Source organism: Paraburkholderia sp. IMGN_8, from assembly GCF_038050405.1.
In the GTDB taxonomy this organism is placed as follows: Bacteria; Pseudomonadota; Gammaproteobacteria; order Burkholderiales; family Burkholderiaceae; genus Paraburkholderia.
The window spans coordinates 26,165-38,572 of sequence record NZ_CP150901.1 but is presented as its reverse complement, the minus strand read 5'-3'; the positions used below and the strand labels follow the sequence as shown (position 1 = coordinate 38,572).

Here is a 12,408-nt window from a genome sequence, read left to right as displayed (position 1 = left end):
TCAGTGTCTGGAAGGACAAAAGAGCCCAACGAGATTGCGCACCTTGAGGAGATAACTGTCCAGTTCTTCCAGTGCTGCGACGGCTTCCGAGTACGTCGTCTGGACAAAGCGAATCTTCGTACCAATGCGCGCCTGCGCGAGCCGCCACAAATCCGCTTCGATCACGGTGCCGATCTTCGGATAGCCCCCCGACGGCTGCGCATCCCGAAGCTGAATGATCGGCTGTCCGCTATGCGGCACCTGGATCACGCCCGGCACGATCCCATGCGAGCGCTTTTCGACCGCATGTGTCGCGTTCAATGTCGGACCGGCGAGGCGATATCCATACCGATCGCTCTGTGGGGTGACTTTCCACCCTTCGCGCCAGAACGCTTCAAGCGACTCCGGCTGGTAGCAGTTGTATTCCGCTGCGGGCAGCACGCGCACCACGGTTTCCCCAGCGTCGGCCGCGGGACTGGATAGCGGCGCCGGCAACGCGTACTCGGGCGGCACGGTTCCGAACCCCGCCGCGTGCATAGAATCTTCCGGCGCGGCACGGTCGGCGAAGCCCACTGCCTTCAGCACGTCACCCTTTTGCAGCTGACGGCCGTTGTAGCCACCGAACTGGCCTCGCAGCTGCGTGCTGCGCGAGCCCAGCACGACCGGCACGTCCACGCCGCCCGCGAGCGACAGATAGCAGCGCGTGCCGCTGGTCGGCACGCCGATCGTCAGTACGTCGCCCTGTTTCGCGTGCACCGTCCACCACGGCAGCACGGGCCGGTCGCCCAGCCGCGCTGCGCAGTCGGCGCCGGTGATGGCGAACGCAAGGTCTTCGAGGAAGCGGATGCGGAAGGGAAACATCGGAATCTCGATGCCGGCCGCATCGTCCGGATTGCCGAGCAACAGATTGCCCACCGCGAGCGCCAGCCGGTCCATCGCGCCGGCCGTTCCGACGCCGTAGCGCAGATAGCCTTCACGCCCCTGATCTTGCACCGTTGCCAGCGCGGACGAAGACAATATCTCGATCATGGAACTATCCTCTCGACGCGAAACCGGATCATGTCGCCGGGCGCGAGCGTAGCCGGGTTCTCACGCGCCGGATCGAAGAACGACATAGACGTATGACCGATGGTGTTCCAGCCGCTCGGACCCGCCGATGCCGATACGCCCGTCTGCACGCCTCCAATCGACACCGCGCCGCCGGGCAGCCCCAGCACCGGCACCTTGCGCCGCGGCGTGGCGATACGCGGGTCCATTCCGCCGAGATAGCAATACCCGGGATGGCTGCCGAGCGCATAGACGGTGTATAGCGGCGCGCAGTGCAATTGCACGACCTCGTCGACAGACAGCCCGGTGTGGTTCACTACGTCCTGAAGATGCGGACCAAACTCGCCGCCATATTCCACCGGCAACTCCACCACCTTCCCTTCTATCTGCAACTCGTTCGCGGCAGCCCACGCGTCGCGCAAAGCAGCGCCCAACGAATCCGGATCCGCAGGCGGCGTGGAAAACGTCAGCATCAGATTGGTTACGCCCGGTACCGCTTCGCGCACGCCCGGCCATGATTCGACCTCGCGGGCAAGCGTCCAGATGCGGCGCTGCGCACGCAGGTCGAGCGCACCGGGTGCTTCGAACAGCATCGCCGTCGTACCCAGCATGCTGATGCAAAGCGACGGCTCCGATTCGTCCTGTTTCATAGCAAGGACAGTCCCCTGTGAATCCGGTCGTAACCCCCCGGCTGCGTCCGTGTGCGCGATCGACGCATGCTCAACGGTCAGCGTCATGTCTGTTTCCTCTTTGCGAGCCAGCGCTCCAGATGATGAATATCGACCCCACCCGCGCGAATTCCCTCGTCCTCGAGCATCGCCTGATGCAATGGCACGTTGGTGCGAATGCCTTCGACCCGCATCTCCGAGAGTGCAACGCGCATGCGCGCCACGGCCTCGTCGCGGGTGGCGCCGTGTGTGATGACCTTGGCGATCAGCGAGTCGTAATACGGCGGCACGACAACGCCGCCGCTCATGTGCGAGTCCACCCGTACGCCGTTGCCACCCGGCAGTTCCCAAACGGAAATCTTCCCCGGGCACGGAACGAATGAGAACGGGTCTTCGGCGTTGATCCGGCATTCCAGAGAATGACCCAGCGTGCGGATGTCCGACTGACGAATGGTCAACGCGTGCCCTTGGGCGATGCGAATCTGCTCCCGCACGATGTCGATGCCCGACGTCATCTCCGTCACAGGATGCTCGACCTGCAACCGCGTGTTCATTTCGATAAAGTAGAACTCGCCATCCTCGAAGAGAAATTCGAAGGTCCCCGCTCCGCGGTAATTCGTCTGCCGGCAGGCCTCGGCGCAGCGTTCGCCCACTTGCCGGATCAGATCCGGGTCGATGCCCGGCGCGGGCGCCTCTTCCAGCACCTTCTGATGGCGCCGTTGCAGCGAACAGTCGCGCGAACCCAGCCACAAGGCATTGCCGTGCGTATCGCACAAGACCTGAATTTCGACGTGACGCGGATGCTCGAGAAACTTCTCGACATAGAGTTCGGGCTTGCCGAAAGCACGGCGTGCTTCCTCGCGCGTCACCGACACCGCCTCGAGTAGCTGCTCGGGCCCCGGCACCACCCGCATGCCACGGCCGCCTCCGCCACCCGCCGCCTTGACGATGACCGGAAAGCCGATCTCCTCCGCGACCCGCAAGATCTCAGCGGGGTCATCCGGCAAACCGCCGTCCGGGCCCGGAACACACGGCACGCCGGCCGCGCGCATGGCCCGTTTGGCGGCCACCTTGTCGCCCATCGTCCGGATGGAATGGGATTCGGGTCCGATAAAGGCCAGGCCCGCCGCCTCGACCTGTGCGGCGAATTCCGCGTTTTCCGACAGAAAGCCGTAACCGGGATGAATCGCCTGCGCGCCGCTGACGTGCGCGGCGAACAGGATCGCGGCCCGGTTCAGATAGCTTTCGCCGGGAGCAGCGGGCCCAATACACAGCGCCTCGTCCGCGAGCCGCACGTGACGCGCATCGGCGTCCGCTTCGGAATGGACCGCCACGGTTTTGAGGCCCAGTTCACGGCAGGCGCGCTGGATTCGCAGCGCAATCTCGCCGCGATTGGCGATCAGTACCTTGTTGAACATGGTCGCTCAGCCGATTCGAAAGAGCGGTTGCCCGGATTCCACCTCGCTGCCCGGAGCGACCAGAATCTCCCGGACGGCGCCACTGAATTCAGACTCGATCGCGTTGAACATCTTCATCGCTTCGATCGTGCACAGCACCTGGCCTTCGTCGATCGTGTCGCCGACACACACGAATGGCGCCTCGCCAGGCGCCGGTGTCAGATGAACGATGCCGAACATGGGTGCGCGAACGAGGTGCAGCTCGCTTGCCGTTGCGGGTGCGGGTGCTGCGCGGGTTGCGTCGACGGATTGCGCCGGCTCGGCGAGCGGCGATTGAATCCCTTGGACATCCGAGGCAGGCGTCGAGGCAGCGCGTTCATCGCCCGATGCCACACCAGCCCGGCTGCCTCGCCGCTTTGCCTTGACAAGCTTGACCCTATCTTCGCCCTCGATGACTTCGAGCTTGGCCAGCGGAGATTCCGCCAGCAGGTCGATAAGCGCCTTAATCTTCTGGAGATCCATCTTTGAGTCCGTGGCCGGTTAGACGCTCGCCGGCAAACTGGCGGGCGCGAAGCGCCGCTGCTGCTGCACGACAAGCGGAACCACTATCCGGTTGTCTCGCCCGCGTGACGGCAAGCCTCGCCGCTCCGGCTCCCTTCGAACCGGGCGATCGACGATGGACTCAATGTATCCGGCGCATAAAAATTGCGCCAAGACGGTTTGGCTTTGTAGCGATAAGGCGCGCTTATGTATCGGCGCCGGACTCGAAGCGCACGTCGAGCGCAAGGTCTCCTGCCAACTCCAGCAGGATGTCCTTGACGGCCGCGGCGGGCTCGGAAAGAGGCAGGTGATCGGACAGACAGACCGAAAGCGGAATCTTGATGACGGGAGAAACGATACGGCACTGCACGATGTCGCCCGCCGCCGCCACCACGCGCGCAGTGGAGTCCGGCAGAATGGTCGCGCCGATCCCCGCACTCACCGCAGCCGACAACGTCGACGCCGATTCGATCTCGGCCACCACGTTGGGGATCATCTGCACGCGCGCGAAGCCCTCGTCGACGTACTTGCGCAAATAGTTGTACGGACGCGGCAGAAGCAGCGGGACATCCCGCAATTCAGTCACGCCGATCTGCTCCTGCGTGATCCCCATGCTGCGCGGTGCGACCAGGAACAATTCCTCGTTCATCAGTAGCTGGAAGGACAAGCCGTGTACGGGCTTGTCGCCATACAGCACGGCCATATCCATTCGCCCGTTCATGATCAGCTCGCTGAGCGTCGTGCCGAAGTTCTCGTTGATGTAGAGCAGGATATCCGGGTGCCGGGCGCGCACGGTACGCAGTAGCGGCAATGACAGCGCCGACGCCCCGGTGCCGGGCGCCAGCCCCACCGAGACCTGGCCTGACAAGGTCTGGCCGGCACTTTTTACGTCGGCCTGCGCCTGTTCGTACTGGCGCAGGATCAACTGTGCATGGCGATACAGCGTGGCGCCTGCCTCCGTGGCCGTGACGCCCCGCTTCGTACGCACGAGCAGTTGCTGCTGGAACTCGTCCTCGAGCGTGATCAGCTGCTGGCTCAGTGCCGGCTGGGCGATATGAAGCACTTCGGCGGCCTGAGTCAGGCTGCCGATATCGACGATCTTCACGAAGTACTTCAAACGCCGCAGGTTCACGGTAGTCGCGTCTCAACGTTAAGGGGTTGCAACAATGATAGGGCAAGCGCCGCTCAACGGACAATGCTTAAAAAAACCTCGTTTTCAGCCATAGGGCGTGAAAAACGCCTTGTCAGCGTATTCCCTCATGGACCTCTGTCCGCAAAACCGGACGCGTGCGTGTGCCGTTGCGTCATAAGTGGATGTTATTGCACCAGCGGAAAGTCATCTTGGCTTGAACTTTTTCGCGCCCTTAATGTGAAGGCTCGTCAAATGCCGTTGAGGAGTCAAATGTGAGTGCATCGCGAATTGCCGCCCGCGTCCAGCGAATCAAACCTTCGCCGAGCAGTGCCGCGGCCGACCGGGCCGCAGAACTGCGGCGGCAGGGAAAGGCCATCGTCAACCTCGTGGTTGGCGAGCCTGATTTCGACACGCCTGCGCACATTCGCCAGGCTGCCTTCGAGGCGATGGAGCGTGGCGAAACACGCTATACGCCAACGGCGGGCACGCCGGCGCTGCGCGCCGCTATCGCCGCGAAGCTGCATCGTGAGAACGGCCTTTCGTACGATCCCAAACACATCATCGTGACGTGTGGCGCCAAACACGCGATCTTCAACGCGCTCGCTGTCACCGTCGAAGCCGGTGACGAAGTATTGATTCCCGCCCCATACTGGGTGTCCTACCCGGACATGGCACTCGCCTGCGACGGTGTGCCGGTAGTCGTGCCCTGCACCGAGGAAGACGGTTTCAAGCTCACGCCCGCCACCCTCGAAGCGGCGATCACGCCACGCACGCGCTGGCTGATCATCAATTCGCCGACCAATCCGACCGGCGCGACCTATCACACCAGCGAATTGCGCGCGCTAGCGGACGTGCTGCTGCGTCACCCGCAAGTGCTGGTGATGATGGACGATATCTATGAGCACATCCGCTTCGAAGGCGAGGCATCGCAGCACCTGCTCTCTATTGAACCCGAACTCAGCTCACGCACCCTGGTCGTCAATGGCGTCTCCAAGACCTATGCGATGACCGGTTGGCGCATCGGCTACGCAGCCGGGCCAGCCGACCTGATCGCGGCCATGGACACGCTCCAGTCCCAGTCCACCAGCAACGCCAGCTCGATCAGCCAGGCTGCAGCGCTGGCCGCGCTGACCGGCGACCAGACGTTCGTGCAGCAATCCGTGCGGACCTACAAGGCGCGCCGCGACCACGCGCTGGAAGCCCTCAACGCGATTCCAGGCATCAGTTGCAAGACGCCGGGCGGCGCCTTCTATTTGTATGTCAATTGCGGCGGCATGATCGGCCGCACCACGCCGCAAGGCAAGCGTCTCGAAGGCGACGCCGACGTCGTTCTGTATCTGCTCGAGCACGCTGGAGTCGCATTGGTTGCCGGATCGTCCTATGGCGTTTCACCTTTCTTCCGGATGTCGATCGCCACGAGCATCGAAATCATCGACGAGGGTTGCAGGAAGATCGCAGCCGCAGTAGCCGCATTGAATTGAGGGTACGGCGACGACGTTGATACACAGCGTCGTCGCCTCGTAAAAAAGACATGCCGCGCCGACAGGACGCGGCAGTCGGTTTGGAGCTTTCCATTTTTCGTCAATCTGCAAGGGGATCTACTCGTGAAAAAACATACTTTAGGCATACTAACCGGTTTTGGACTGGCAATTTCAGGCATTGCGCACGCGCAGTCGAGCGTGACCCTATACGGCATCATTGACGAAGCCGTGCGCTTCGATACGCACCAGAACAAATCCGGCGGGAAGCTTTTCACGATGGGCAGCGGCGGCGAGATTCAGGGTAGTCGCTGGGGTTTGCAGGGAACCGAGGACCTCGGCGGCGGGTTGGCCGCCATTTTCCAGCTCGAAGGCGGCTTCACACCGAATACCGGCGTCACGCAGCAATCCACGCCGTCCGGTGCCGCCCGCCTGTTCGGCCGTACCGCGATGGTCGGACTCAAAAGTCCGTACGGCACGGTGACGATGGGACGTCAATACACGCTGGTGCATGAAATGGGATGGACGCACGATATCTACGCGTTCGCCAATTACACCGGCACCGTCGGCTTTCAGGGCGCAGGACTGACCGGCGGCGGGCGTCTGGACAACACCGTGCGCTATACCTCGCCGACGCTTGCCGGCTTCACCCTCAAGGGCGCGTACACGTTCGGCCAGACAGCGGGCAGCATTCACCAGAACTCCTCGCCGGCGGTCAGTCTTTCCTACGACAACGGCCCGTTGAGTGTCGGTGCGGCCTACCAGGTCGTCAACGACATCGGCGGTCTGACGCCTTCGACGAGCGTCTACGGCAGCACCTACTTCGGCGTGACGATCCCGGACAGCTCACAAAAGATCTTCACTGCGGGCGCAACCTATAAATTCGGCGCGGCGAAGGTGTTCGGCTCGTATATCTACAGCCACGTCTATCCCGCCGATTACCGCAACGACTCCTTCTCGACCGCGGTCCAGTACTACATCACGCCGGCGCTCGTTCTCGACCTGCCGTTCTACATCGACTTCGTGCACCACGCAGGCCGAAGCGGCACGCGCATCACCGGCGGCCCCACGCTCGACTACTTCCTGAGCAAGCGCACCGATGTCTATGTCGGCGTGGACTACAACCACCTCACCGGCGCATGGACGACCCTCGCCGCAGCCTCCGGTTCGAACCAGCCGTTTTACGGTTACAACTCGGTGTTCGAGGCGGCGATCGGGCTACGTCACAAGTTCTAACGTCTATGGCACGCCATGACTGTTCGGCGTTTTCCGATAAGTGAGCATCCATAAGCGGCGACTATCGGCCCAGACAACATCGGTCTTTGTCGACTGGGTCTTTCGCCGCTAACGTATAGCGTGCTGATCCCGCATTCACCGTTATAGGTACTTACCATGCATGCACTTGTCATTCACGCACCACTGGATTTGCGCATCGAGGACGTTCCCACACCTGAACCGGAAGCAAACCAGCTGCTCGTGCGGGTTCGGGCCGGCGGTATCTGCGGCTCCGATCTTCACTACTTCAATCATGGCGGTTTCGGCACGGTTCGCATCAAGGAACCCATGGTGCTCGGCCACGAAGTGTCCGGCGCCGTCTCGCGCGTGGGACCTGGCGTTACGGATATGCCGGCCGGCACCCGGATCTCCATCAGCCCTAGCCGGCCTTGTGGTCTGTGCCAATACTGTCAGCAAGGGCTTCAGAACCATTGCCTGGATATGCGCTACTACGGCAGCGCGATGCGCACGCCGCACGTGCAAGGCGCATTTCGCCAGGAAATCGTGATCGACCGTTCACAGGCGCACGTCGTGGCGGACTCGTTGAGCGATGCGGAAGCTGCGATGGCCGAGCCGCTCTCTGTCGCACTTCATGCGGTGCGACGCGCGGGTCCGCTGCTCGGCAAGCGTGTGCTCGTGACGGGATGCGGACCGATCGGTGCGTTGATCGTGGCCGCTGCGCGCAGAGCCGGCGCGGCGACAATCGTAGTCACCGATGTGAATACGTTGCCGCTGGAAAGCGCGAAAAAAGTCGGAGCCGACCTTGCGCTCAACATCGCCGAGACACCGGATGCGCTCACGCCGTTTGCCGCCGGCAAGGGCAGCTTCGACGTTCTGTTCGAGGCGAGCGGCAACGCAGCGGCATTGCGCGGCGCATTCGACGTGCTTAAGCCACGCGGCGTGATCGTCCAGGTCGGACTCGGTGGAGACATCGCCTTGCCGATCAACGTGATTGTCGCCAAGGAATTCGATCTGCGCGGCGCGTTCCGCTTCCACGAAGAGTTCGCTGTTGCCGTCGAACTGCTGAACAAAGGGTTGATCGACGTGAAGCCGTTAATTTCCGGCGTTTTCCCGTATCAGGATTCGGTCAAGGCATTCCAGACCGCCGGTGATCGTTCCAAATCGATGAAGGTGCTGGTGACGTTCGATTGAACGTGTGCGCGGAGCGGCGACGACGGTCGCGCAGCATTCCGCGATCGTCGTCGGACATACTGACGAGCAAACCAGACTGGCCGCCATGACCGCCACGGATCGGAAAAAAGCCGACGTCGGGAAGCAGACGTCGGCTTTTGCCTTTCTTTTCGCCACTCCTCGCTCAGTTGTTGCAGCGCGCTTCGAGTGCGTCGATAAACGCGCGGCTCCAACGGCCCTCCTTCATCGCACGCATGGTTTCAGCCTCCGCTTCAAGAACGGCTAGCGCTTTTTCAATGACATGTTCGGCGTCATCCTGCGGAATGGCCAGCAAGCCGTCCTGATCGCCGACAACAATGTCGCCCGGATTGACCACCATTCCGCCGACCGATACCGGCACGTTGATCTCACCCGGACCGTCCTTATACGGCCCCCGGTGCGTGACGCCCCGTGCGTAAACCGGAAAATCCCGATCGCGGATTTCTGCGACATCGCGGATTGCGCCATCGACCACCAATCCAACCACGCCGATGCTGGCCGCGTAGAAAGACAGAATGCCACCGACCGCGGCGTTGTTGAGATCGCCCCCCGCATCCACCACCAGCACGTCACCGGGACGGCAAAACTCCAGGGCGCGCAGGTAAGTCAGATTGTCGCCGCCTCGCGAGCGCACCGTCACCGCGGTGCCAGCCATCGTCTTCTTGCCGGGCCGCTGATAGGGATGGAGTCCCACACTGCCGATGTTGCGATGCATGTTGTCGCTGAGAGCAGATACGGGAATGTCACGCAATGCGGTAAGGATCGTGTCGGCAGCTTGAGGCGCCGAAGGGTTTTTCCTGATGGCTTTGTACATGGTCAGTCTTCGCTTCCGAGTGTAGGGGGAACGGCTCATGCAGGTCAGGAACGAGCAGGAACGACGGGCTCATCCGGGAGCATCACATCAGTCCGAGGACGGGAACCGATTTGCGCCTGTCGACATGTGGATGCCTGACTGGCCGTCCTGCCTTCTGAACTACCGTGATTGCCCAAGCGCTCTCTATTGCCTTCCTTGCAGCCGCTGTAGCACGGATATAACGGTATATCGCCCCCGCAAATCACGCCAAGACGGGTTCGTTCTTGCACGATAGGAAACGCTTATGAAACTGATTTTTTTGAGAAGTCAGACCACAGCGGGCGTCCCGTTTCCGGCGGACGGATAACGAGGACACGTTGATTGACAGAGGAGTTGCCGCAGAGGCGTCGCTTCGTCAACCCCGAATAAAGCCCGCTGGCGACTGTTCTTTCGAAAATGTCGTGATCGGTCGCAGTTCGACCCGGAGCCGCCGTTCGATTTTCCACAAAGCAGCCCTTCGAGAGACTGGATAAAATACAGAACAGTGGCTAACAGCCTCTACTCTATTTCGGGCATAAGCCCTTCGGCTTCCAATCACTCGCAGCGGTAATCCAAGGTTGGGAGCTATCGTGAAGGACGAGTAGCACGGAGCGGCGAATCTCAGTCCCGACGCTCTGGATGGACATCGGCGGACCTTCTGCGACGGTACCACTTTCGCCCGCGTGCAAGACGGTAATGCCTTCTGGCGTCTCCAGGCATTGCGCCCCCGTCAGCACATACCATGCCTCGGCTCCAGAATGTCGATGTGCGTGAGGCCCCCCTACCATGCCCGGCGTGAAGACCGCTTCCATATATCGGGCCGTGTATCGTTTGCCGGCAATTGTCGCGAGTGGACCGATTACCGCAATCCGCTCGCCACCGGACGGGTGCCAGGCCGCATCGGCGATCGTGTAGAGCCACACCCTACCAAACGATTCAACGACGGTTCCCCGTGATCCCTTGACCGCATCCGCCGCCGCTCGGGTCGGATAGTTGTATAGATGCCAGAAGAGAGGGCCTTGGGAAACCTCGCCCAGATCCTCGGTAGCAGTGAGATAGCACCCGACTTCGTTGGTCCGCTGGCCGACTGGCGTTTCGCAGCCGCCAGGAGCCGGCGCTGACATGGACTCGGTGGCTACAAAGGCAGTCGGCAAGCAAACAATGATTGCCAGCCTGCGAACTGCGCGCCGGATTCTCATGAGATCCTCTCGCCAAAAAGGAGCATCCTCATCGCAGCGCACTGAGAAAGGGGCTTCAACGATGACCGGCTGTTCCGGTTGCAATGTTCACCGATGCGCCTCCGCCAGCTACGGCACGTTGCTCTTTGTCGCTCGACGTTACCCTCCATCGGTTCGTCGAAAGCAACGTAATCGATCTGCCCACCGAGATTGCGAACTCTTTTGACCACCTTTTGGATCACAGGCTTTGTGGAGCAGCAGGTGATCCCGTTGCCACAGCTTACCGAGTTCATCATGAGATCAGGCACGAGGCTTAAGTCTCACAGGCATTTTGTTCGGCACCATCGTGAAGGCAGAGACCTCTTCAATCTCGGCCGGGTCGATTGCCAGTTCTATCTCGAAGTGCATCATCAACATCGATATAACCAGCCTCATCTCGACCGCTGCAAGGTAACGACCCGGACACACTCTCGGCCCCGCACCGAATGTCAGGTACGCCTTCTGTTCATGCACACCTTCCGATGGATCTCGCGGATGCCTCCAACGGTCAGGGTCAAACGTTTCTGGACGCACGAAATTCCGCGGGTCCAGCATGCTTGGGCGCGTGAGAAATAGCATGCGTGTTCCTGCCGGTATGGCAACACCTCCCAGGGTCACGTCAGTCAGTGGCTCGAACGTCTGTATTGCAGCAACTGGCCGCAGTCGGAGTGCCTCGCTGCATACCGCCTCGCATAGGTCGAGGTGCTTTAATGCGTCGTAGGCCGGGCAGACCCTGGACTCACCGAGTGCCGCACGCGACTGCTCGAATAGCCGGTTCTGCAGATGCGAATCCGCGGCAATGTACATAAGCCCCCAGGCAATTGCATTAGCCGTCGTATCCTCTCCTGCGACCAGAAGCGTCAGGACGTTCGCCGAGACCTGTTCGTCGGTAACCGTCGAATCGGGCTCGTTGCGCGCGGCAAGCATCGCTTCGAGCAAGTTGTGCGGTGGCGCATCAGGCGATTGGCGCATGCGCTCACGCGCCCGTTCAATCATTTTTTGAATGTAGCTGTGCACCTCCACCATTGCCCGCGCGAGTCGCCGGTCCTGGGGAAGCGTGACGTAGTGCCAGTAGGGAAAGAGGGCACTGACACGCCTCATGAGCGCCGGCGGTATGAGGGCAAGCTGTTCCTAGATTACACCTCGCTCCTGTTCGAGCGTATGCGGGTCCTCGCCGAAGGCGAGCGTACTCGTCACGTCAACGGTGTAGCGCTTAAGTTCTTCTGTCATTTCGAGCGTTCTATGCTCCTTTGCCGCCTCTTGCAGGCGAGCGAGAAGACGCTCGGTAATGGCCGCCAGAGTCGGATAAAAGGCCTTAATGTTGGAAAAGGACAGCGCGCGCATGACGAGCCGACGCTGCGGTTCCCAAGCCGTGCCTTCGGCAGAGAATAGTCCGTTTCCGCCAAGCTCCGCCATAACGGATTCCATTGGCGCAAAACGTCGATACAGGTGCGGACGCTCGCGCATGACACTCTGGAACAGTTCCGCCTGCGTCCATACTGTGACCGGAATCGTGCCGAGCTGAACCCTGAATGGCGAACCAAATCGCTTCGCCCATTGCTCCAAAGTCAGGTGTAGTCTCGCCGGTGCCATCTGGAACAGATTCCCCAGGAAAGGCAAACCTTGCGGGCATGGTAGATCTGCGACAGTGCGCAAAATCTCGCTGGCATCGA

The 12,408-nt window shown here is 61.3% G+C and carries 9 protein-coding genes and 1 pseudogene; 3 read left to right on the top strand and 7 right to left on the bottom strand.

The genetic code is table 11. The annotated features are described in order from the left end of the window. The 5 genes from WN982_RS21325 to nac all read right to left on the bottom strand — a co-directional run bounded on the left by WN982_RS21325 (position 1) and on the right by nac (position 4,763). Positions 1-1,008 (bottom strand): biotin-dependent carboxyltransferase family protein, encoded by a 1,008-nt coding sequence (locus WN982_RS21325; RefSeq protein WP_341317688.1) that lies wholly within the window; start codon positions 1,006-1,008, stop codon positions 1-3. Beyond that, positions 1,005-1,676 carry a 5-oxoprolinase subunit PxpB gene (gene pxpB / locus WN982_RS21320; RefSeq protein WP_341319586.1) on the bottom strand — a complete coding sequence of 224 codons (672 nt, stop codon included), beginning with the start codon at positions 1,674-1,676 and terminating at the stop codon, positions 1,005-1,007. The genes WN982_RS21325 and pxpB overlap by 4 nt, the downstream gene beginning before the upstream one ends. A gap of 83 nt (positions 1,677-1,759) precedes the next feature. Next, complete coding sequence (gene accC, locus WN982_RS21315; protein WP_341317687.1) at positions 1,760-3,112, bottom strand: acetyl-CoA carboxylase biotin carboxylase subunit; 1,353 nt, start codon at positions 3,110-3,112, stop codon at positions 1,760-1,762. Positions 3,113-3,118: 6 nt separating this feature from the next. Then, positions 3,119-3,613 (bottom strand): acetyl-CoA carboxylase biotin carboxyl carrier protein, encoded by a 495-nt coding sequence (gene accB, locus WN982_RS21310; RefSeq protein WP_341317686.1) that lies wholly within the window; start codon positions 3,611-3,613, stop codon positions 3,119-3,121. Positions 3,614-3,836: 223 nt separating this feature from the next. Further along, positions 3,837-4,763: a nitrogen assimilation transcriptional regulator NAC gene (gene nac, locus WN982_RS21305; protein WP_341317685.1), complete on the bottom strand. Its 927-nt coding sequence runs from the start codon at positions 4,761-4,763 to the stop codon at positions 3,837-3,839. Between the two features lie 272 nt (positions 4,764-5,035). Between nac and WN982_RS21300 the strand changes: the two genes are divergently transcribed. From WN982_RS21300 to WN982_RS21290, 3 genes are all read left to right on the top strand, one after another. Then, entirely contained in the window at positions 5,036-6,244 is a 1,209-nt protein-coding gene (locus tag WN982_RS21300; RefSeq protein WP_341317684.1) for an aspartate transaminase, read from the top strand. Positions 6,245-6,367: 123 nt separating this feature from the next. Then, entirely contained in the window at positions 6,368-7,477 is a 1,110-nt protein-coding gene (locus WN982_RS21295) for a porin (RefSeq protein ID WP_341317683.1), read from the top strand. A 156-nt stretch (positions 7,478-7,633) separates the two neighbouring features. Next, positions 7,634-8,668, top strand: a complete 1,035-nt coding sequence (locus WN982_RS21290) for an L-idonate 5-dehydrogenase (protein WP_341317682.1) — start codon at positions 7,634-7,636, stop codon at positions 8,666-8,668. 163 nt (positions 8,669-8,831) lie between these two features. On the opposite strand, the gene WN982_RS21285 is transcribed toward WN982_RS21290, so the two are convergent. After that, complete coding sequence (locus WN982_RS21285) at positions 8,832-9,500, bottom strand: RraA family protein (protein ID WP_341317681.1); 669 nt, start codon at positions 9,498-9,500, stop codon at positions 8,832-8,834. 1,496 nt (positions 9,501-10,996) lie between these two features. Next, a pseudogene (locus WN982_RS21280) lies at positions 10,997-12,328 on the bottom strand (cytochrome P450). Positions 12,329-12,408: the final 80 nt, after the last annotated feature.

Coding starts and splice junctions, on each gene's coding strand:
- WN982_RS21285 (WP_341317681.1), bottom strand. CDS start 9,500: ATGTACAAAGCCATCAGGAAAAACCCTTCGGCGCCTCAAGCTGCCGAC.
- pxpB (WP_341319586.1), bottom strand. CDS start 1,676: ATGAAACAGGACGAATCGGAGCCGTCGCTTTGCATCAGCATGCTGGGT.
- accC (WP_341317687.1), bottom strand. CDS start 3,112: ATGTTCAACAAGGTACTGATCGCCAATCGCGGCGAGATTGCGCTGCGA.
- WN982_RS21290 (WP_341317682.1), top strand. CDS start 7,634: ATGCATGCACTTGTCATTCACGCACCACTGGATTTGCGCATCGAGGAC.
- accB (WP_341317686.1), bottom strand. CDS start 3,613: ATGGATCTCCAGAAGATTAAGGCGCTTATCGACCTGCTGGCGGAATCT.
- WN982_RS21325 (WP_341317688.1), bottom strand. CDS start 1,008: ATGATCGAGATATTGTCTTCGTCCGCGCTGGCAACGGTGCAAGATCAG.